A 22,405-nucleotide genomic window follows, 5' to 3' on the forward strand; every position below is an offset into this window, starting at 1 on the left:
AGGTTCTCAATAAAAAATGGAAACGCAGGACCTGCGCAAGGGGCCACGCGGACCGAACCCCTTACCTTGAGGCACAAAGGTTCGCAAGTGCAATCGCACTCCACCTCATACCTTTTCTCAAAAAGTGCGGGTGCCGTTGTCGACTCACCGGGGCCGAAAAAAGCGGAGCCGGTTGGCGTTGGTGACCACGGTCACCGAGGACAAAGCCATGGCGGCGCTGGCAAACATCGGCTCCAGCAGCCAGCCGGTGAAGGGATAGAAGAGACCGGCAGCCAGCGGGATGCCAATCACATTGTAAATAAAGGCGCCGAACAGGTTCTGTTTGATGTTGCGGATGGTGGCGCTGGAAATGGCAATGGCGTCGGCGACCAAAAGGAGCGAGTCGCCGGCCAGGGTGATATCGGCATTCTCGATGGCCACATCGGTGCCACTGCCGACGGCAAAGCCGGTATCCGCCTGAGCCAGGGCCGGAGCGTCGTTGACACCGTCGCCGACCATGCCGACCTTGAAGCCCTGCTGTTGCAGGCTCTGGATCACCTGGAGCTTCTCCTCCGGCAGGATCTCGCTGTGCACCTCGGCGATGCCCACTTCACGGGCTACGGCCTCGGCAGTCGCCCGACTATCACCACTGCACATTACCACCGTGATGCCCTGCGCCTGCAGTGCTTTAACCGCAGCCGCCGAATCCTGACGCACTGGATCCTTGAGGATTAAGAGGCCCAGCACTTTCACTCCTTGGGCAAGCCAGACCGGCGTCCCACCCTGGGCCGCCTGGCGTCCGGCCTCCACTTGCAAATCGGCGGGCAGTGCCAACCCCTCCTCGATCAAAAAATGGCGGTTTCCGAGCAGATACGTGATGTCGGCATATTCCGCCCGTACACCCCGGCCGGGGATGGCGGTGAAATTATCCAGACTGCGGAGCGGTTCTCCCTGTTCCAGCTGCGCGGTCAATACCGCCTCGGCCAGTGGATGTTCGGATCCGCTCTCCAAACTTGCCGCCCAGAGCAGGATCTCTCGCTCCCGGCTCCCAACTGCAGGGAAAATGGCGGTAACCGCCGGACACCCATCGGTCAAGGTGCCGGTCTTATCGACCACCACATGGGTCAGGGTCGAGGCAGTCTGGAGGGCGTCGCTGTTGCGGATCAAGACATTGCACTGAGCCGCCCGGCTGGTGCCGACCATGATCGCAATCGGCGTGGCCAACCCCAGGGCGCAGGGGCAGGCAATGACCAGCACGGCGATGGCGGCGGTCAGGGCATGGGCCAGGCGCAGATCCGTGGCAAATCCCAACCAGGCAAGAAAGGTCACCAGGCTGATACCGATGACCACCGGCACGAAGACCCCGGCAATGCGGTCGACCAGACGGCCGATGGGCGGTTTGCTCATCTGCGCCGTCTTGACCATGCGGATGATCCGGGCCAGGGTGGTATCATCGCCCAGTCGGGTCACCCGCAGAACAAAGGCACCGGATCTGTTCATGGTGCCGCCGGTGACCATGTCGCCGAGCTGCCGGACTACGGCCAACGGCTCGCCGGTGAGCATCGATTCGTCAATGGTGGTTCGCCCCTCGACGATCTCGCCGTCAATCGGCACCTTCTCCCCGGGCCTGACCCGCACCCGGTCGTTGATGCGCAACAGCGAAACAGGGATTTCGACCTGACCGGCAGCCCGGAGCACCCAGGCGGTGCGGGCCCGCAGGCCAACGAGTGCCCCAATCGCCTCGCTGGTGGTCCGCTTGGCTCTAGTTTCCAGGGCATGCCCCAACTGGAGAAAGGCGAGGATCATCACCGAGGCGTCAAGGTAGAGGTTGTTGGCAGCACCGGGAATGAAATTCGGATCGGCGATCACCAGCGCCGAGGACACCCAGGCGGCCCCGGTCCCCAGAGCCACCAGGGTATCCATGTTGGCGGACCCGTGCCGGGCTTGCTTCCAGGCGCCGACAAAATAGCTCCTTCCACTGAAAACCATGGTGAACAGGCAGAGTAGAGCCGCCCCGGCCCAGAACAGTTGCCCCTCGTGGGGATGGGGAAAGAGGCCGGACATGTGCCCGGCCATGAGCACGAAGCCCACCAACCCGGCAAGGAGAGCCCGCTGCCAAGAACGGCGGATTTCCAGCCGCGTCTCCTCGGCCTGCCTGAGACCAGGATCAGCGAACGATTCCTCGAGCACTACCTGGTAGCCAATATCAGCGAGCCTCAGCAGCACATCGGCAGGGTGCTGGGTGGTTTTGATGCGCAACCGCCCTTCCTTGAGTTCCATTTGAAGGGCCGTGTCCGGGGCCAGGAGGACCTGGCGAACCTGTTCCAGATCGGCCGCCTCTGGCTGCGGTTGCAGCCGAACAAAAAAAATGTCGCTGGTGAGCCGCTGCCGCAGGGCAGCGCCGTAGCCCTGACCAAGGATCGCCTGCACCGCCAAATCCGGAGCGCCGCCCTGCACCAAGGCCTTCTTCTCGATCAGATTGACCGCGGCTGTGGTGACGCCGGGAACGTCAAGCAGGGCCTCTTCCACCCGGCGCACACAACTGGCGCAGTGCATGCCGAGGATGTCGATCTCGTATGTTTCCTCCCCGGCGGACCGGACATCCGCAACGACCGAGGCCCGATATCCGGCCTGAACGATTGCCGCCGCTACCCGATCCGGATCGCCACCTACGACGCTGGCACTCTTCTCCACCAGGTTGACCGCTGCCTCGCGCACCCCTTCGACAGCACGGATGGCGGCCTCGACCCGGCCGACGCAACTGGCGCAGTGCATGTCTTCTACTTGGAGCAGATACGGCCTTGGGGAATCGGGCCGTTGCGGAGCCTTCGCCCCCGGTTCCGGCATCGGGCAGGTGGCGGGTTCGCCGGTCTCTTCCAGCTCGGCCGGATATCCGGCCTCGCCCACCGCCCGAATAATTGCCATCGGATCACCGCCGCTGACCGTCAGGGTTCCAGCCGCCAGATCGACCTGCGCCGCGCTCACGCCCGCCACTTGCCGAGCCGCCTCCTCCACCCGCGCCTGGCAGTGCTCGCAGGTCATATCACTGACCTTTAAACAAGAGGTTGGGGAAATAATCGATTGGGTAACAGGGGCAGAGATGCTCATAATGGAAGACCCGGAAAAAAATGCGGCGCTTTCACCAACTGATCGTGATCGCGCCTGAGGTTATAAATTTAGGTGGTACTATAAATCGCTCGACTGCAATCATAAAGGCAGAATATGCACCTCTTCCCGCAGCGGATAGTTGCCTTCGATAAGCAGGCCGTGGCGGCCGTCAATGGCAATCGGGGCGCCGCAGGTGATGCGGGTACCATTGATCACGGCATATTCCTCGGTCTCAAAAACCTGCATGTCGCGGCATCCGACCACACAGGTCTTCTCTAGCCGGGTGGCCACCACCGAGGCATGGGAGGTCTGGCCACCCCGCGAGGTCACCAGGCCATCGGCGAGCGATATCTCGCGGATATCCTCGGGCACCGTGTCGCGGCGGATGAGAATCAGCGGCGTTCCCGGTTCCTCCTGGCGCAAACGGCTAATGTTGTCTTCGTTGAACACTGCCTTGCCCGACATCGCCGAGCCGGAAACACCGATACCCTTGGCGAGAATCGCCTTATGGGCCAGATCGGAATCGACAAAGACGTTGAGGTGCTCTTTTTTCTTGATGGTGATCATGTCGCGGGTCTGCAACAGGTACAACTGCTCCGGTTCCGGTCCCTCGAAGGTGAATTCAATCTCCTGCGGATTCCACTCCTTCTCGTAGACCAGATTCCGGCTGATGGCCAGGAGGCGCTCGTAGGTCTTGGGAAAAAGTCTCTCCAGACTCTTGTTCTCGTCGCGACCATCGATCTCGGCCTGCTCCACTGAAATAGGATAGCTGGTGACCAGACCGGAAACGATATCCTCGCCCTGATCGCTGGTGGCGTAATCGCCCCACAGAGCCACCCGCCGCACCTTGCGGTAAGGGTGGGCGGTGAAGAGCACGCCCGATCCCGCCCGGGCATCAAGGTTGCCGAAGACCATGGTCTGAACAATGACCGCCGTGCCCCAGTCGTCGGAAACTCCCATCAGGTGCCGGTATTCCTGGGCCTTGGGCGTATGCCAGGAATCAAAGACCATATCGACCGCGCCGATCAGCTGCAGCCAGGGATCCTCGGGCATGCCGAAGCCGCGACTCCGCACCGCCTGCTGGTAGTTGAGCGCCAGCTGGCGCATCTGCTCGGGTGAAAAATCACGCTTATACAGCACGTTGTGCTCGTGCTTGTGGGTATTCATCAGCTCCTGGAAATCCTCGCGCTCCATGCCGTTGGCCATGCCCCAAGATTGGAGGAAGCGGCGGAAGTTGTCCCAGGCAAAATATTTCGAATGGGGGTGGTTGGCGACATACTCCTCGGTCATCTCCTCGTTGGCACCGACGTTGTGAATGGTCGACATGATGCCCGGCATGGAGATGGCCGAACCGGAGCGGACCGAGAGCAGCAGCGGCTTCTCCGGCGACCCAAAAACCAGTCCGGTCAACTGTTCGATGCTGGTGACTGCCGCCCGTACCCGGCGCATGTACTCGTCTCGAGCCCGCTCAAATTTGCGGATCGCCCGGTAACAGCGAAAGACCTCGGTGGTGATGATAAAGGCCGGCGGCACCGGCATCTTGTCCCGGGCCAGCACTACCAGATTGAAACCCTTGTTGCCGAGATGAATCAGGTTGTGGGTGCGCAGGTTTTCCGCGTGCAGGCTGCTGATCGACTTTTCCGGATTGTAGGTCATCAGCAGATCCAGGGTCTTCTCATCAAGGAGATCCTTCTGGGCCTCGAGGGTACCAATCACCTTGCCGATGAAATTGTCGAGATGCTGGAGGCCGAAGGTGGTGGAAATCAGGTCGCGAAAAAAAATCTCCGACAGGCGGAGCACGTTTTCCGGCATGTTCTTTTCATCCCAGGAACCGTGATACTTGGGCAGGAGGTTTTCCTTGCCGATCTGCGGCACAATGATCGACAGATTGTTCTGGTGGATATTGGTGTAGTAGGCGTAGATGATGTCCTTGACCCCCTCGGAGAGGCCGCGCATGATATCGAGATGCTGGGTGTAGGAAAACCGCCGGATGCCGATGGAGGTGGCCAGCAGACTGATGTAGGTCTCCAAACGGCGGCTGGAGATGCCGTCGATCTGCAGCGCCCGGGTAAAGAGCCGCAAGCACTTGAGGATACGGATAAAGGTGGCCTGGGTGATGAAGCTGAGGTTGACCGTGGCGAACAGCTTTTCCAAATAGACATTGGCCAGACTTTCCAGACGGAAGGTCAGGCCAAGGGCATCGAACTTGCGTTCGCTGTAGCGGCCGTAGACCGAGGGAATGTCCACCGCGATATGCCGCTTATAGTATATTTCCTCCTTGGGTTCGAACTTCTCCGGGCTGAGGATGACCTTCTGCAGGTGCTCCAACTCGTCAAGCAGGGCGTCGAGACAATGGATGGGGTCGTTGGTCTCGAGCACGTCGAGCAGATGACCCAGTTCGGGAAATCCGGCATTGGTGGCGTGGTGCAACTGGTTCTGAATCTCGGGCAGACTCAAATTGTACTTGAGATGGAGCAGCTTGTACATCCGCACCAGGAGGGCAAAACGCCGCCGCTCCACCTCGGAGAGATCCTGCTGCCGATCAAGAAATTCCTGACGCTCGTCATCTCCCCAGGCCAGAATCTGATCCATACGGGTGAATCGCAGCTCTTTTCTGATTCGGGCCGCCAATTGATGCTGATCGTCGATAAAGGGCCCGCTGGTCTCGATCTGCCGCAGGACCTCTTCGGGGAGATATTCATGGAGATAGCTGCGCTCAAGCGTGATCCAGAAAGCAAAAATCGATTCGATGAAACCCACAATCAGATTGCTCGACTCGACATGGGCCTGCTTGCGCAGGAAATGAATCAACGGGTCGCGGCGTTTGTGGATCTCGTCGAGTTCGGTGGAGACGTCGCGCAGCTCGCCCTCGGCGCCGATCTCGTTGAAAAAGACCGGCATCAGCTTGGTGAACTGCTTGGCCAGGTTGTAAATCGGGCCGATGGGGTGATTAAGCAGGTCGGTAATGTCGCGCTGGAACAGATCGGTATCGCGGACACAGGTGCCCGAAAGCCGCAGATTGATGATCAGGGCCGAGAACAGGGTGGAACACCATTTGGGCTCCTGCTCGATCAGGTTGAGCCAGATCCGGATGTTGGTCAGGTGGGCCGGGTTGGCAATGGGTTGCCAATCCTCGTCGACGCCCCGCACATTGGCGTACTGAAAGCCAAAACGTACCGCCTCCCAGAGGAAGGCCTCGACCAGGCGGGAATTGCCGCGCTTGAAGACCTCATTGCCGATCACCTGGATACACTGCAGCGAGGTGTGCGGGTAACGGCGGACATTGGCCTTGAGCAGGTGAAAGGTGGTGACGAAAAACTGCTCGATCTCCTCGAAGCTCTGCTTGCGGATCAACTGCACCAGGGAACGATTGATTTCGCGCAGGGTCTCCTCGTGGATCAAGGAGAGCCCCTTGGTGTCCATGATCCGGAAGAGAAAGAGCAGCTTACGATTCTCGAGGAAATGAGAAGCGGCTTCGTCACCCGGCTCCGCCGCGACCATCTTGGCGGGGATTTCCTTGTAGAGACGGACGATGTCCATATGGCTGGGCAGGGTAAGGATCAGTTCCAGCCCGGCCTGGTAATCGGCTGCGAAATCGATTGCTTCCTGAATCTGCTGACATTCACGGATGCGCTGGTGCGAGATACCCTGCAACAGATCCTGACCGTGCCACTGGCGGCAGTAGTCGCCGCACTGTTTCTCAAACCAAGGCAGGGGATCTTCCTCGCTCAGCCAGTACTGGTAGTTGCGTAGGAGAATCGTCCGCATCAGCTGGGCTAGCGCCTGGAGATCAAAGGGCCGCTCGGGCTGTTCTTTGCGCAGGACAATGACCTTTTGGGCCATTTTCCGCACCGGATGGTGCCCCTGCACCATGGACAGCATCACCTGGGGCTCGGTTTCATCGAGTTCCCGTAATCGGGTAAAAAAATCGCTCAAAGCCGCCTCGAACCGAAAAAGAGTCGAGCTGTCCAAGGAAAAAATCAGCTTGTCGGCATAGGCAAGCATGGCCTCCAAAATCTTTTGCAGCAACTGATCGTTACGGCTTGAATCCTTGAGGGCGTCAAAAAAAATGGCCATGAACAGGGAAAAAGCTTCCGGTCCCTGCTCGTGATCGCGGTAGTGGTTGATATTTTTCAGGGCAAAGGCGCGCAGTTCCGGGATGATCAGCTTCCAGTTGTGATACGGATGGCTGATTTCATAGAGCAAGGTATCGAGTTTTCCCTGAAGCCCTTGAAAACGGCAGACAACCTCGCGCAGCAGATTATACGCCGGGTTGATCACCACAGGAGCGGCGGTTTCCCGCAGATTGGCCTTGAGTGCATCGGAAACAAGGGGCGGCGGACAGGAGGGATCAACGGACATGGGCAGCCTCATACAAAGGAACGGAATAACCTCGCGACATCTTTTTTTATTGTATAATTGATCGGCAGGAAAGTCAGCAGGAGTTTTTCACCGGCATCCCCGGCGGCCGGGAAGCGGGCCACCCGCGCTGAAACCCTAGTTCTTCCTTGGAAATCAGTACCAAGACTGCTACTATAGCCCACGTTCTTAAGCCGGCGGCGCGGTTGCCGCGCCGTCAACCGGATACACCAGCAACCCGCCCCGGAGGCGGGCTTCTCTTTTCCCGCTCCCAACAACCACCATGAACCGCTACACCCTTACCATCATCCTTCTGGCCTGCAGTAACGTCTTCATGACCTTTGCCTGGTACGGCCACCTCAAGAGCCTGTCGCACAAGCCCTGGATTATCGCCGCCCTGATCAGTTGGGGCATTGCCCTGATCGAATATCTGTTGCAGGTGCCGGCCAACCGCATCGGCCACAACGTCATGTCCGTGGGCCAGTTGAAGATTTTGCAGGAGGTGATTACCCTCTCCATCTTCGTGCCTTTTTCCGTTTTCTACCTCAAGGAAAAGCTGACCATGGATTATCTCTGGGCCGGGCTTTGCCTGCTGGGCGCGGTCTTTTTCCTCTTTCGCGGCAAGTTGATGGGGGCCTGACCCCGGCTGCCGCTCCCTTGTGAACAACTATGGACCATACCACCCTGCCCTGTCGTTTTGTGCTCGATTTGCCGAATTGGGCCCCGGATGAACTGCAGCAACTGCCTCAATTTCTGCCTGACCTGAAGGCACGGATGGCAGCGGTGCTCCGCTTTGCCCGCCTGAATACAGAAAACCAGACCGGCGGCCCCTTTGCCGCCGGAGTCTTTGAACGGGATTCGGGGCGATTGATGAGCATCGGCGTCAATCGGGTGGTGCCACTCAATTGCTCCTCGGCCCACGCCGAAGTGATGGCGCTGTCGCTCGCCCAACAGCGGTTAGGCGTTTACGATCTGGGCGGCCCCGGCTTGCCCGCGCATCAACTGGTGGTCAACTGGAGCCCCTGCGCCATGTGCTTCGGGGCGGTGCTCTGGTCCGGCATCCGCTCGCTGGTGATTGCCGGAGCCGATGCGGCGATGATGGCGATTACCAGTTTTGACGAGGGGCCGATGCCCGACAAGTGGCGGGAGGAACTGGCCAAGCGGGGCATCGAACTGATTGAGGGGGTATTGCGGCAGGAGGCCCTGGCGGATTTCCGCACCTTCGCCGCTTCCAACCCGGTAGTTTACAATGGACGGCAGGGGTGAGAATTTAATGGAGATGGCTCGAGAGTATCATTCTCCACTACCCCTCGGCGCACATCCAGAAGTGCGTTGCACTCTTCCAGGCTGCTCGCTTGTACCCGGCAAAGCCGAGGAGGGTTCCAAAGAAAATAATGAAGGCAAAATGCGCAACGCATCTTTTACATGGAAAATTATGTTATCATTCTGTAAAAATTTCAGAATTGGTGATGATTGCTGCCAAACAGGAGTAAATTAAAAACAAGGAAATCCAAATGTTCACGAAAATTATCTCTGCGATCAAGTCTGTTTTCGATAAATACCCTTAACACTTTCTTTTTTTTACTGTTATTCTCGTTCTTTCACTCGATTATTTTACTGGAGAACGCATTCAGTTTCCAATATTTTACGCATTACCGGTTGGGATGCTTGCATGGAAAAACCACAAGATTACATCATATACAACCGCTATCCTCATGGCATCGACAAGAATTTTTTTTCATTTTTTATGGAAAGACGAAATATTTCTATTTTATAGAATATATAATGCTTTCATAACATCTTTCGCTTTATCCTTATATGCTTTTTTCTTGAATAAGATATTAGAACAAAATGAATATTTAAAGAAAATTAGAGGCGAAGATGGAAGTTATCAAAAAGTAGACGAGTTTATAGCTAACCACTCACAAGCTCAATTCAGCAATTCACTTTCCTCTGAATGCAGAGGAAGAATTTTACCCTAACTACTTCAAGCAAAAGATGAAGTTTAAAACGAAAAAAATCTTGCAAAAATGACTCCAATGAAACTGACAGGCACGAGAACAGGTAACTATCAGATTCATTTGCAATCGCTACAGTTCAGCGCTCTTTGAAATTTTCACAGCGAACCAGGTCCTGATACCCAAAATGCCACTTACAAAAATACAAATGCCTGCAAGGATGAAATTTGTCGTCCGCGTCGCTTGGAAACTCATTGTCGTGTTGATCGTGATCGGCTCCATTCGGCTGCTGTATGCCAAACTGCAGGCCGAGGTCTCGTATGATCCTGTCACCAAATCCTTGTTGGACGGCGGTGGTTTATGGAGTGACATCAAAGTGATTGCTGCCGCCATCACCAGTTATGTGCTTGACGTCCCACTCAAGTCCCATCTCTGCGCCGGCCTGTCCGCAATGGCCGCTTATGTGGCGTTGGCCTGGTATGACCGGATCGCCCTGCTTCATCTTGATCGACTCAAAGGTATCTCATGGCCTTATGTTGCCATGTGCTCATTCGTCACCTATGCGTTCGGCCACAATTTAGGGGCTTCGGTCCTTTCCGGAGGAATCGTGCGGCTCCGTGCCTATTGCGCCAAAGGACTCAAAGCCACTGAAGTCGCCGCGCTCGTCGCCATGTGCTCGTTTACCTTTCTTTTCGGCAACCTCCTGTTACTCGGGGCAGTACTGCTGCTTGAGCCGGAAATAGTCCTCTCTCTTGCCAATCTCATTCCTCGCATGGCCCTACCCATCTGGCTCATTCAAACAGCAGGTATTTTTCTCCTGACCCTATGCACCCTTTATGTCCTGGGATCTTGGCGAACCTTCAAGCCTTTTCGGGTGGGAACAATAGACATCATCTATCCACGCCTTGGCATAGTTGGCAGACAACTCCTTGCGGCTCCTTTGGAGATCATGGCTGCCGCTGGTATCATCTACTTTGTTCTGCCTGAGGCAAGCAATCCTGGCTACTTCGTCGTCCTAGGGGCGTTCATCCTGTCCTTTTCCGCGGGCCTTGTTTCCCAGGTGCCAGGTGGTCTCGGTGTCATGGAGGCCGTGTTTCTCGCCATCATTGACACCGTTCCCCCAACGAGTGTGATTGCAGCATTGCTTATATGGCGCCTGCTCTATCTGCTGCTGCCACTTGCCTTATCCCTTCCAGTTATTTTTGTTTTCGAACACTCAAAAACCGCCTGACTGCAAAGCACGGACTCCCCCGTGCTTGACGGTCAGTTAAATGTACTTTTTTAAAATTCCAGGTAGAGTAGGAAGCTGATAGACAGACCCCGAAAATTCCAGGGACGAAAATTCCAGGGACAGGAAAATTCCAGGGACAGAAAATTCCAGGGACAGGATATTGATTTTTTATGGAATCGGATAGCCTATCTTAGAAATTTTTCTATCGATCTCCCTGCGGGAGGGTTCTTTTCTTTGCGTAATCAAAGAAAAGAACCCGCCTTGCGGCCTGTGCCACACCACTAAAGAAAGGGCAGCCCAGCCGCTGAGACTGCCCCGTCCGTCGAGGCACGGAACCGGCGGAGCAAACAGCGGGTTGGCTTGACCAACCGGCGCTCGCTGCTCTCAAACAGTTTGCCCCTTCATCCAGTTCCGCACCCCGCCGCCCGGCTCAGCGGCAATGGCTTTTGACATCCACCTGACGGTGCCAGCGCCTTTCACGCTTAGAGGCTGTGATGTTTTTTGTTTCAGATTTTGCTTGCGGTCATTTCGAGAACAGCGAGAAATCTCGAGACAATTAGAGATTTCTCGTCACTGCGCTCCTCGAAAGGACAACAGAGGTGGCGTCTTATCCCAGCTTCAAGCCAACCAGGAAACCCGCTATCGCGCTGCCGCCCTTCCAGGTGAGCTGGGACAACCGGTTGTAAAGGAAGCTGCCGGATTGATTGGCCAGATCGGCGGCGGCTTGGGCGGACTGGTGCAGAGCCTGATCGTTGACCTGGGTGACGCCATAGTACTCGCCGACAAAGAGCAAGACCACTGCTGCACCGCCTATGAACAAGGCCAACTTGAGGACTTTCTTGGCAAAGTAACCCACGGCCAGGCCGACAAGAAAAGGCGCACCGATGTTGGGCAGGAGAAAGGCGGCAGAAAAGAAATCCAGCGAGGCTGGATCGGGTACGGGCTTGGTCATGGCGTTTCCTCTGACCGGTTCGGGAACTGGGGTTGAGTGCGTGCAGGCCCCGGACACCCGAGACCTCGATCCGGGGCATTAAACCCCCAATCCCAGGCCCAGGTCAAGATGATTTCCATGCTCAAGCCCAAGGGTGCGAACGGTGCGCCCCGGTATCCGGTTCGCACCCCATCGACCGGATTTAGGGAATCACACCGCAGGCCAGTCGCGCACCCCCGCCGCCCAAGGGGGCCGGATGGTCCGCATGGTTATCGCCGCCCAGGTGAATCATCAGGGAGCGCCCCTTGACATCAGCCACCTTCAGCCGAGGCGCCAGGACCGGGTTGGTCGCCGTGCCGGAAGCATCAACAGTCAGTGCTGGGAGATCGCCCAGGTGGCCGTCACCCCAGGGCAAACCGTGTTTTTTGCTGCCCGTGGGATCGTAATGGCCGCCAGCAGCCAGGGCGGGCACCATCTTGCCGTCCTTTTCCATGGGGCCACAACTCGGGTTTTCATGGACATGAAAGCCGTGCAGCCCTGGGGGCAAGCCGGTGAGCGCAGGGGTGAACACGAGGCCATACGACGTTTCGCTGATTACAATCTGACCGATGGCACCCCCGGTCCCTTTCTCATCCGCCATATTCATGGGAACCGTGATGTCTGCCATAGCCGTTCCATACAGCAACACAATGGCCGCTGCAGCGAGTACTTTGTAGTGGGGTTTCATAGCGTTTCTCCTTTCCTGGTTAAAGAGCTTTTCCTTTGTATCAGGCGTACCGAGCCATCGCAAAAAGCCTGTCGGCCCCCATGCCACGCCTTGCGGCATCTGTAACGCTGCTCATCGTCAACAAACTCCTACCGTCAGACCGACTGCACGCACGAACTCAGCGGTTTGCACACCTCATATCCCCGCTCTTTATTGAACGGGTTGAAAACCAGCGTCGGGCAAGGCGAACCTTTGATTACCCGTTCCGCTACGCTACCGAGCAGCACCTTTTCGATGCCCTGGGAGCCGTGGGTGGCAATGATGATGAGATCAACGTGCTGCTCTCGAGCATACGCGAGGATAGCCTCGGCCGTCTCACCGCTGACAACGACGCCGTCAAGACCGTGCGCCCGGCCTTTCACTGTCTCCATCAAGGCAGTCATCTTGCTCTCTGCATGCGCGAGGAAGGACGCTTCCAATTGCTCGAGTGTATCGGGTTTATAATCGCTATAATCGGGGAGCTGCGGCATGACATGAATGAAGGTCGCTTGTGCAGCCCCAAGCTTTTGGGTTATAAAAAGGGCCAAATCGACCAGAGCCCCTGAATGTTCATGAAAATCTATGGGAACGAGGATGTTGCGGATTTCCAGCATGGTACACCTCCTTGTCGAGTAGACCTTCCAGATTGGACGCAAATGAAAAAGGGTTCTTCATGCAACAGCGTGACCAGACTTCCTTGTTGCAATTTCCTTGCGGAGTTTAAACGTGTTACAGCACTACTCCTAGTAGATAAGACCGTTGCGGAGGACAGTCAATAAGGCTCACCTAATAGTTCCAAAGAACAATGCTTCATTGGAAAAACGCGAGACCGGACTGACCAAGGTTTGATGAAGGACTGAAGCATTGACCGGGTTTCGCACCTTGGCCCCCTCAAACCCGATTATTTACAACAGGCGGCACGGAAAAATATCTTTACTTTGTAAGTTCGATTATTTAACTGATTTTATCAGTTGAACTGCCTTTGACTAAGGTACTTTTTGAAGTGTACCCTTTCAAGAGGACGCTTTATGGAAGAGAACTGTCCAAGCAAAACAGCCTTGCGTGTTGCTCTGCGCCGCGCAGCTCATCAACTTCTCGATGAACCCAAGATATTTGACGACCCGCTGGCGGTTCGCCTCTTAGGGTTGGACGCCACCGGGACTTTCTCAGAATATGGTCAGGAGTGGCTGGCGGAAACGCCTCTATCCCGTGTGCTCCGTGCCTCCTTGGCTGCACGCAGCCAGTACCTTGAAGACGAATTCCGCGTGGCCAGAGAACAAGGCGTGGGTCAACTGGTCATTCTTGGTGCCGGGCTTGATACCTTCGCCTACCGAAATCCTGGTCTCAACAATGGGTTGCGGGTCTTCGAGGTGGACCATCCCGCCACCCAGCAGTGGAAGCACAAGCGTCTTGAGGAGGCCAACATACTGGTTCCCCCAAATCTCACCTTTGCGCCGATCGATTTTGAAACCCAGACGCTGCCAGACGGCTTGGGAAAAGCCGGATTTGCTTTCGACAAAAAAACATTCTTCTCCTGGCTGGGTGTAAGCATGTATTTGTCGAGCAGTGCGATTGAGGCCACGTTGCGATTCGTGGCTTCATTGCCGGCCGGCTGCAGCATTGTTTTTGACTATATGATTCCACCGTCCATGCTGAGCCCGAATGCACGGAATATTTTTGATGGATTAGCGCAACGGGTGGCCGCTGCTGGAGAACCCTTTCAGACCTTCTTTGAGCCTTTGCTGCTGGAGAGAAATTTGCGCGAGATGGGATTCGGACAGGTTGTGGATATGGCACCGGAAAAAATGGATGCCAGATACTTCAAGGGCCGGACGGATGGATTGAGAGTTGGCAAGCTCTCACACATCATGCATGCACGCGTTTGAATGGGATCAAATTCGCCAAGGAAGTGGACAATGAGCCGGCAATTCAATCCGGGACCGGCATGATCCGCCTTATGCTCATCGGCCTGGCCGCCGGGCTCTTTTTCAGCACCACCTTTGTCCTCAATCGGGCCATGAGCCTGGAAAACGGCCACTGGTACTGGTCGGCCGCGCTCCGCTATTTCTACATGGTGGTGCTGCTCGGTATCGGACTTTCGGTGTGCAAGGGACCCGCCTATTTCCGGCGGGTGCTGGGAGAATGGAGCCGTCACTGGCCCTTCTGGACGCTCAGCGGCACCATCGGTTTTGGCTGCTTTTACGCGCTGCTTTGCTTCGCCGCCGATTTTGCCCCCGGATGGGTAGTCGCCACCACTTGGCAGTTGACCATCATCGCCACCCTGTTTGTCCTGAAGTGCTTCGGCGGCCGCTTCGCCAAACGGATCTGGCTCTACGCGCTGGTGGTTGTTGCCGGAGTGGTGCTGGTCAACCTCAGCAACGCCGGCACCGCCAACCTTCACCCTCTGCTGCTGGGCGGGTTGCCGGTGCTGATCGCCGCCTTCTGCTATCCTTTGGGCAATCAGTTGGTCTGGGAGGCCCAGCGCGGCAGACCATGGCTACCTCAAATCGATGCCGCGCTCCTGGCCAACAGCTTCACCAAGGTCTTTCTCCTCTCGGCCGGCAGCCTGCCCTTCTGGTTGCTGCTCTATCCCTGCACCGATGCAGGATTACCCTCTTCAGGCCAGTTACTCAACACTGGCCTGGTGGCCCTCTTTTCCGGTGTTATCGCCACTACCCTCTTCCTCCACGCCCGCAGCCGCGCCGATAACGCGAGCAAACTGGCCGCGGTCGATGCCACCCAATCGAGCGAAGTCCTGTTCGCCCTGGCCGGGGAGATCCTCTTTCTTCACGCCATCCTGCCCAACACCGTCGGCCTGGTCGGCATCGCCATCACCATCCTCGGACTGATTGCCTTTGTCCGCCATGAGCACGAATAAATCGACGGCTCTTGAGGAGAGTTTTGCACAGCCTCACGCTTCACTTTTGAACCGATACCCCACACCTGACTCGGTTTGTATGTAGCGTGGCCGCGAGGCATCGTTTTCGAGTTTATGGCGGAGATTGCTGATGTTGACCCGCAGGACATGCGGCTGTTCCAGATAAGCGGCACCCCAGATCTGCTTGAGAATCTGGCGATGGGTCATCACCTTGCCGGCATTGGTGACCAGCAGACGGAGCAGTTCGTACTCCGTGGGCGTCAGGGCAACGGCCTCGCCGCGCAAGAGCACCAACCGGCGGGCCAAATCAACCTCTAATTCGTTGATCCTGATCACCGGTTCCGGCATCTGCTGCACGGAGCGCCGCAGCATCACCCGGATCCGGGCGAGCAATTCGCTGACGCCGAAGGGTTTAGTGAGATAGTCGTCGGCCCCCGAATCAAGCGCCTTAACCTTGTCGGCCTCACGATCGCGAACGGAAAGGACAATGATCGGCACCTGTGACCATTGCCGTATCCTTTTGATGACCTCGACGCCGTCCAGGTCGGGCAAACCCAGATCCAGCAAAATGACGTCCGGTTTGACCGTCACGGCAGCAGCGAGCGCGGCATGGCCGTTGTCCGCCAGAAAGAGGGCAAATTCGCCGTCCGCAAGGGCAGTTTTCAAAAACCGGCGGATGGCTGGTTCGTCATCGACGATCAGTATCCGCTGTGGATGTGCTTCCGTTACCATTTCGTTCCTGTTGACAAAGGGAGCAGGCAGGAGACGCACAATCCGCCGCCCACCCGGTTTTCCGCGCGGATTGTTCCCTGATGGGCCTCGACAATGCCCTTGCAGATGGACAATCCCAGTCCCGTTCCACTGACCCCTTCCGGAACGGGCAGACGATAGAATTTTTCAAACACCCGCTGCACGTCATCCTCAGGCACTCCGGGACCACGGTCAAGGACTTTCAGGACCAGATGGTCGGCATCGATATCAGCGGTGATTTCCAGGGGACTGTCCGGGGGCGAATATTTCAAGCCGTTGTCGAGCAGATTGACCAGCACCTGGGTCATCAGAACCATATCCATACCGACCGAGGGCAGCCCCTCGGCAAGTTGCACGCTCACATCTCGTCCGGCCAATTTCTGATCGAGAATGGTCAGGGCGGTGCCGATCAAATCCTGGACATCGCACGGTTCCTTGTTGATCCGCATTTCTCCCGCCTCCAGCCGGGTCATGTCGAGCAGATTGCCGACAAACCGGTTCAGCCGCTCGGCCTCGTCCCAGGCACCGTTCAATAAATCCTGTTTTTGCCGGTCAGAGATCTGCAGCGTCCCCTCACGGAGACTGCTCAAGGCACCGATGATAGTGACCAAGGGAGTTCGCAGATCGTGGGAAATGGAGTTCAGCAAGGCTCGCTCCAACGACTCCCGCGCTTCCAGAACCTGGGCCTGTTCTGCCTGCCGAGCCAAATGCACCCGTTCCATGGCCAGGGAAATCTGGGCGACAAAGGCATCCAGGAGGCGGCGATGGTGAGGAGAAAAATACTCCGATGCGCCCTGCAAGGAAACTCCCAACGCCCCAAAAGCGTGACCGGTTGTGAGCAGGGGCAGATAGAGGAGTTTGGCTGAACTGAGCGTTTCCGTGCCGTTGCCTGCTGGCCGCCGGTTACGGAAGGCCCAGTCGGCCACGGCCAGCTCCTTTTCATCGAGGGTCAATCCGTTACTGATGGCGGCAATGCGTATTTGCTCATCCTGCGGGATCAACACTGCCAAATGGGCATGCAGAGACTCGCCGATGTTCTTGATCACCGCCACCAGGATGGAGTCCATATCGATGGCCACGGACAGGTCGCGGCTGAGGTAATAGAGACTCTCGGTCTGCAGTTCCCGTTCCCGCAGAGCCTCCGCCCGCACCTTTCCCTTGGCAACCAAGGTACTGATGACCACACCGACAATAAACAGACCAAAAAAGGTGAACAGATATTCGGTGTCCGCGACAGTAAAACTCCACCGGGGCATGATAAAGAAAAAATCGAAGGCCAGCACCCCGAACGCAGCGGTGAGGATGGCCGGTTTCAAACCGAACCGGACGGCAGCCAAAACCACCGCCAGCAGATAGACCATGACCAGGTTGATCGGCGAAATATAGGGCCGCACTAGGGAGGAAAGAACGGTCGCCGCGGCAACCAAGGTCAGACTCACCAAATAGTCCGGCCAAGAGCCTCTCTTCGGCGGCGGCACGACTGGGCTTTTTTGCCGTATCGTTTCTTGTTTAAAACTGACCACATGGACGTGGATTGAACCGCTGAGACGGATGATCTGATCGACGATTGGCGGCCGCAACAGTTCCCGCCAACGGGGTTTGGTGGGTTTGCCGACCACGATGCGGGTAACATTGTGACGGATGGCGTACTCGATGATCGCCTGGGGTACCGAAGAGGCGGTGATGGTCGCCACCTCGGCGCCTAGGCTTTCGGCCAGGCGGAGATCATGCCAGACCCGCTCCCGGTTTTCCTGCTGTTCCCTGGCCAGGCGGGGCGTTTCGATATAGACGGTGAACCATTGGGCCTTGAGTTCGTCGGCCAGACGCCGGGTGGTCCGGATCAGTTGCTCGCTAAACGGGCTGCCGCTGGCGCAGACCAGCAGACGTTCGGTCACGGGCCAGGGGCCGACAATGGACCGGGTCTCCATATAGGTCCGCATTTCATCGTCGACCCGGGCAGCAGTCCGGCGCAACGCCAGTTCCCGCAGGGCAATGAGATTGCCGGGCCGGAAGAATTTTTTTGCGGCGAGAGAGGCTTGTTCCGGAATATAGACCTTGCCCTGGCTCAACCGTTGCAGCAAGGCCTCGGGCGGAATATCAACCAGCATGATTTCCGCCGCCAGATCCAGAAGGCTGTCGGGAACGGTTTCCCGTATGGGTATGCCGGTGACCTGGGCGACTATGTCGTTTAAGCTCTCGAAATGCTGGACATTGACCGTGGTGAACACGTCGATGCCGGCGGCAAGGAGTTCCTCGATATCCTGCCAGCGCTTTTCATGGCGGCAGCCGGGTGCATTGGTATGGGCCAGTTCGTCGACCAGCGCCACTTCGGGCTTTCTTGCCAGGGTTGCATCAAGGTCCAGTTCGGTCAGTGCCACCCCCTGGTAGGTGCAGCGGGCTTTGGGCAACACCTCCAGACCTTCGAGCAGGGCACCGGTTTCCGCCCGGCCGTGGGATTCGACATAAGCGGCTAACACCTCGCGGCCTTCCGCCTTGAGCTGCCGGGCCGCCTCCAGCATGGTGTAAGTTTTGCCGACACCGGCGGCATAGCCCAAAAATATTTTTAATCGTCCGCGCTGCTTCCCCTTTTCATCTGCCTGCGCAGCTTTGAGCATGGCTTCCGGCGATGGACGCATCTCTTCCTGGGGCAGGCTCATGAGATGACCTGGTCCCAATCAAGGGTGAGGCTCTGCACTCTTTTCTCGCTCCACTGCATCATAAATCAAACAAGGCAAGGGTTCATCATCATGCTGGCGTGACGATTCACTCTACTTGGTTGCCTTGTAGGTTTTGTTGTGCGCCGTCTCTTGAAAAGCAGCCAGCACCGTATCGCACTGCGCCGCGATTCGACGTTTTTTGCCAAACGAAAGTTCCATCGATTTGACATTGCTGTTTTTTCTCGACAGTTGCATTACCTCGGCGGTCACTGCCGCAAATTCGGCAAAAGCTGTTTTTGCCTGCGACACGGCCTCCAGGCTCTCTGCGCCCACAAGGTCACTCAGAACAGCGAGAGAATCGGCAACATTGTTTTCCTCCGTTTTCATTTGCGCCTCAATCTGGTCCATTTTCTCATCAATGGCCTCGGCGATGTGGGTACTGTGCAGATTGTATATTTTGAGACCAGCGATCAGGGCGCGGGAGACCGGTCCGGCAATCCGGCTTTCGTCCTGCATCCCTGGAGAAGATTGGAGAATATATTCAAGGGCCTGCTCAAATTTCTGCATCGTTTCGGCCCCTTTCCCCCTGGAAAGGGCTGCCGCCTTGAGATTGGTGTTTTCCACCGCGAGTTCCAAAATCACCTGATCGAGCTTGCCGAATTCCGCCCAACAGGTGGTGAACTCATTCATCAGCTTCTGCTCATCCGGCGAGGGAATGGCGTCAACGAGTGAACGAAGGATGTTCAGGTTCTGGCCCACCGTGGCCGAGGCAGCGCGCGATTGGTTGGCAAAATCGATAGATTCCTGATCGGTGAGTGCCATGACGGCATTCTTCTCCATTTCTACAGATTTGAGCAGATCGATGCGCATCTGGGAGAGTATTCTCTTTTTTTCAAGGGTGTTCTCATAGGGACTGTTCTTGGAGGGTGAATCGCCGTTCTGTTTTGCCATGACGGCAAAAAGGACGATTGCAACGGCTATGCCAATTCCCACCATGAAAGCGACTTGTTCCTTCTTGTTTGCAAACTGCATATTCGTCCCCACGTATTCAATTGAAAAGATCCGATTCTTCCTTGTTCCGGCAGCACGTTGGTGCAGCGTTGCGGGCAGCGGGAAGGCCTGTCGTCGGTGCTGGAAAACCTCTCATCGTATCATTGTGTCCAACTCCACATTGACTGCCAGAACATTCACCCGCGGTGCCCCCATAAACCCAAATTGGCGGTCTTCGAGATGAGCGGCGATGATATTGGCGACCTTTTCATCACTCAGGCCACGTGCCAGGGCAATGCGATGGATTTGGCTCTTTGCGGCCTGCGGCGTGACATGAGGATCAAGACCGCTGCCCGATGCCTGGACCAAGTCCGCAGCAACCGGTCCACCCACTCCGGCAGCGTGCAACCATTGCATCCGTTCGTCAACCGTTTTCTGGTAGTAGGGATTGGTCGGCCCGGCATTAGAGCCGCCGGAGGCCAGCGGATTGTAGGAAAAATCAGCAGTAGCCGAGGGGCGCGGCCACAAATATTTGGGATCGGAAAACGGCTGGCCGATGAGGGCGGAGCCGACCACCTTTCCCGCGCTGCCGGTGATGAAGCTGCCCATGGCCTGATGCGGGAAGAGTGCTTGAGCCAAACCGGTGACAACGGCAGGGTAGATGCCGCCGCAGACAATAGAGAACAGGAGGAGCATGAGCAGTGCCGGTCGTATTTCTTTCATGACTTGAATCCTTCATCATTGGTTGGAGTCAGATCAATAAACCGATGCCCAGGTCAATGACCTTGATGCCTATAAAAGGGGCGATGATGCCGCCGACACCATACACCATCAGGTTGAAGATCAGCAGTTTCTCGGCTGGCATCGGGCGGAACTTGGTCCCTCTCAACGCTAAGGGCACCAAGAGCGGAATAATAATGGCATTAAAAATGACCGCTGACAGAATCGCGCTATAGGGGCTGGCTAACTGCATAACGTTCAGTGCGCCCAGTTGCGGATAGATGGAAACAAGCGCCGCCGGGATAATGGCAAAGTACTTGGCAATATCGTTGGAGATACTGAAGGTGGTCAGGTTGCCCCGGGTCATCAGGATCTGCTTGCCGATCTCGACGATATCCAGCAGCTTGGTCGGGTTGCTGTCCAGATCGATGATGTTGGCTGCCTCGCGGGCCGGCTGGGTGCCGGTGTTCATGGCCACGGCCACATCGGCCTGGGCCAAGGCCGGGGCATCGTTGGTGCCGTCGCCGGTCATGGCCACCATGAAACCGGCCTCCTGGTTTTCGCGAATCAGACGGAGTTTGTCTTCCGGCTTGGCCTGGGCCAGGAAGTCGTCAACCTGGGCCTCGGCAGCGATGGCAGCAGCGGTCAGCGGATTGTCGCCGGTGATCATCACGGTCTTAATTCCCATCCTCCGGAGTTGTTGAAAGCGTTCCTGGATGCCGCTTTTGACAATATCTTTCAGGTTAATCACGCCCAAAACTTCAGCGCCCCGGCAGACCGCTAGCGGGGTCGCCCCGGCGTGGGCAATGGCAATGACCTTCCCTTCCAGGTCTTTGGGGACGGTGCCGCCTTGCTTGCGGACAAAGGCGACGATGGAGTCGGCCGCGCCTTTGCGATAGATCACGCCGTCAACATCGGCCCCGGAGAGACGGGTGTCGGCGCTGAACGGGATCGTTACCGCGCTGGCGGGAAGCACTTCCAGCCGCAAATCCTGTTGCTGCCCGGCTAGGGCCACCACGCTCCTCCCTTCCGGGGTTTCATCGCCGAGCGAGGCCATCAGCGCCGCCTGTGCCACTTCCCGCTCCGTGTGCCCGCCCACCGGCACAAAGGCCACCGCCTCCCGATTGCCGTGGGTGATGGTCCCGGTCTTGTCAAGCAGCAGGACGTTGACGTCGCCGGCAGCCTCAATGGCCCGGCCGGAGAGGGCGATGACGTTCTTCTGGAAGAGGCGGTCCATACCGGCGATACCGATAGCGGGTAAAAGTGCGGCAATGGTGGTCGGTGCCAGGCAGACAAAGAGGGCCACCAGAATGGTCAGCGATACCGGGCTGCCCTGGCCGGCAGCGGCAACGCTGTAGATGGATAGCGGGCTGATATTGGCGCAGACCAGGAGAAAAACCAGGGTGAGGGCAATCAGCAAGACCTCCAATGCCACCTCGTTGGGGGTCTTGCGGCGCTTGGCCCCCTCGATCAGAGAGATCATCCGGTCGAGAAAGGTCTCGCCGGGATTAGCGGTAATCCTGATGATGACGGCATTGCCAATGACCGTGGTGCCGCCGGTGACCGCGCTGCGGTCTCCCCCCGATTCACGGACCACCGGGGCCGATTCGCCGGTGACCGCCGACTCGTTGACCAAAGCCGCTCCAGCCACCACCTCGCCGTCTCCGGCGATCAGCTCACCCGCCTCCACCAAGATATAATCGCCCTTGTGGAGTTCGCTGGCCCCGACCTTGGCCTGGGGGCTCGCAAAATCTGGTCCGGCGAGGCGTTTGGCGACGACGTCGGTGCGCGACTGGCGCAGACTTGCGGCTCGGGCCTTGCCGCGTCCCTCGGCCAGAGCCTCGGCAAAGGTGGCGAAAATCACCGTTAGCCAGAGCCAAATGGAGACGGTACCGGTGAACCAGACAGGTTCGCGATTGGCTCCGGTCAGCGAGAGAACGAAGGTCACCAGGGTGATGCAACTGGCGATCTCAACCGCCAGCATGACTGGATTGCGCCAGAGGGAGCGCGGGTCGAGTTTTTTCAGGGACTGGACCAGGGCGCCCCTCAGCAGTTCTCTATCAAAGGCCGATTGGGGTTGGGGAGTATGTTTCGACATG

The 22,405-nt window shown here is 57.2% G+C and carries 15 protein-coding genes; 5 read left to right on the top strand and 10 right to left on the bottom strand.

Annotated elements, in window-relative coordinates; translation table 11 throughout:
- Window positions 1-144: 144 nt before the first annotated feature.
- Window positions 145-3,021 (bottom strand): heavy metal translocating P-type ATPase, encoded by a 2,877-nt coding sequence (locus tag ACHZCX_RS07705; RefSeq protein WP_394708776.1) that lies wholly within the window; start codon window positions 3,019-3,021, stop codon window positions 145-147.
- A 165-nt stretch (window positions 3,022-3,186) separates the two neighbouring features.
- Window positions 3,187-7,449 (bottom strand): PEP/pyruvate-binding domain-containing protein, encoded by a 4,263-nt coding sequence (locus ACHZCX_RS07710; protein WP_319586652.1) that lies wholly within the window; start codon window positions 7,447-7,449, stop codon window positions 3,187-3,189.
- A 280-nt stretch (window positions 7,450-7,729) separates the two neighbouring features.
- On the opposite strand from ACHZCX_RS07710, the gene ACHZCX_RS07715 reads away from it, so the two are divergent.
- From ACHZCX_RS07715 to ACHZCX_RS07725, 3 genes are all read left to right on the top strand, one after another.
- Window positions 7,730-8,086, top strand: coding sequence for a DMT family protein (locus ACHZCX_RS07715; RefSeq protein ID WP_319586653.1), 357 nt, complete (start codon window positions 7,730-7,732; stop codon window positions 8,084-8,086).
- A gap of 29 nt (window positions 8,087-8,115) precedes the next feature.
- Window positions 8,116-8,712, top strand: a complete 597-nt coding sequence (locus tag ACHZCX_RS07720; protein WP_319586654.1) for a nucleoside deaminase — start codon at window positions 8,116-8,118, stop codon at window positions 8,710-8,712.
- Window positions 8,713-9,624: 912 nt separating this feature from the next.
- Window positions 9,625-10,635: a lysylphosphatidylglycerol synthase domain-containing protein gene (locus ACHZCX_RS07725; RefSeq protein WP_319586655.1), complete on the top strand. Its 1,011-nt coding sequence runs from the start codon at window positions 9,625-9,627 to the stop codon at window positions 10,633-10,635.
- Between the two features lie 607 nt (window positions 10,636-11,242).
- On the opposite strand, the gene ACHZCX_RS07730 is transcribed toward ACHZCX_RS07725, so the two are convergent.
- The 3 genes from ACHZCX_RS07730 to ACHZCX_RS07740 all read right to left on the bottom strand — a co-directional run bounded on the left by ACHZCX_RS07730 (window position 11,243) and on the right by ACHZCX_RS07740 (window position 12,925).
- Entirely contained in the window at window positions 11,243-11,587 is a 345-nt protein-coding gene (locus ACHZCX_RS07730; RefSeq protein ID WP_319586656.1) for an FUN14 domain-containing protein, read from the bottom strand.
- Window positions 11,588-11,768: 181 nt separating this feature from the next.
- Complete coding sequence (sodC, locus tag ACHZCX_RS07735; RefSeq protein WP_319586657.1) at window positions 11,769-12,293, bottom strand: superoxide dismutase [Cu-Zn] SodC; 525 nt, start codon at window positions 12,291-12,293, stop codon at window positions 11,769-11,771.
- A 134-nt stretch (window positions 12,294-12,427) separates the two neighbouring features.
- The gene (locus ACHZCX_RS07740; RefSeq protein WP_319586658.1) at window positions 12,428-12,925 is read right to left on the bottom strand and encodes a universal stress protein; all 498 of its coding nucleotides are present in this window, start codon (window positions 12,923-12,925) and stop codon (window positions 12,428-12,430) included.
- Window positions 12,926-13,339: 414 nt separating this feature from the next.
- Between ACHZCX_RS07740 and ACHZCX_RS07745 the strand changes: the two genes are divergently transcribed.
- Window positions 13,340-14,197: a class I SAM-dependent methyltransferase gene (locus tag ACHZCX_RS07745; protein WP_319586659.1), complete on the top strand. Its 858-nt coding sequence runs from the start codon at window positions 13,340-13,342 to the stop codon at window positions 14,195-14,197.
- Entirely contained in the window at window positions 14,194-15,189 is a 996-nt protein-coding gene (locus tag ACHZCX_RS07750) for a multidrug resistance efflux transporter family protein (protein WP_319586660.1), read from the top strand. The genes ACHZCX_RS07745 and ACHZCX_RS07750 overlap by 4 nt, the downstream gene beginning before the upstream one ends.
- A gap of 33 nt (window positions 15,190-15,222) precedes the next feature.
- On the opposite strand, the gene ACHZCX_RS07755 is transcribed toward ACHZCX_RS07750, so the two are convergent.
- The 5 genes from ACHZCX_RS07755 to kdpB all read right to left on the bottom strand — a co-directional run bounded on the left by ACHZCX_RS07755 (window position 15,223) and on the right by kdpB (window position 22,404).
- Window positions 15,223-15,921 (bottom strand): response regulator, encoded by a 699-nt coding sequence (locus tag ACHZCX_RS07755; protein ID WP_319586661.1) that lies wholly within the window; start codon window positions 15,919-15,921, stop codon window positions 15,223-15,225.
- Window positions 15,915-18,596, bottom strand: a complete 2,682-nt coding sequence (locus tag ACHZCX_RS07760; protein WP_319586662.1) for a sensor histidine kinase KdpD — start codon at window positions 18,594-18,596, stop codon at window positions 15,915-15,917. The genes ACHZCX_RS07755 and ACHZCX_RS07760 overlap by 7 nt, the downstream gene beginning before the upstream one ends.
- A 111-nt stretch (window positions 18,597-18,707) precedes the next feature.
- Window positions 18,708-19,628, bottom strand: coding sequence for an MCP four helix bundle domain-containing protein (locus ACHZCX_RS07765; protein WP_319586663.1), 921 nt, complete (start codon window positions 19,626-19,628; stop codon window positions 18,708-18,710).
- A gap of 111 nt (window positions 19,629-19,739) precedes the next feature.
- The gene (gene kdpC, locus ACHZCX_RS07770) at window positions 19,740-20,309 is read right to left on the bottom strand and encodes a potassium-transporting ATPase subunit KdpC (protein ID WP_319586664.1); all 570 of its coding nucleotides are present in this window, start codon (window positions 20,307-20,309) and stop codon (window positions 19,740-19,742) included.
- A gap of 28 nt (window positions 20,310-20,337) precedes the next feature.
- Window positions 20,338-22,404, bottom strand: coding sequence for a potassium-transporting ATPase subunit KdpB (kdpB, locus tag ACHZCX_RS07775; RefSeq protein WP_319586665.1), 2,067 nt, complete (start codon window positions 22,402-22,404; stop codon window positions 20,338-20,340).
- Window position 22,405 lies beyond the last annotated feature (1 nt).

Origin of the sequence: uncultured Desulfobulbus sp. (assembly GCF_963662935.2) — a bacterium.
Classification (GTDB): domain Bacteria; phylum Desulfobacterota; class Desulfobulbia; order Desulfobulbales; family Desulfobulbaceae; genus Desulfobulbus.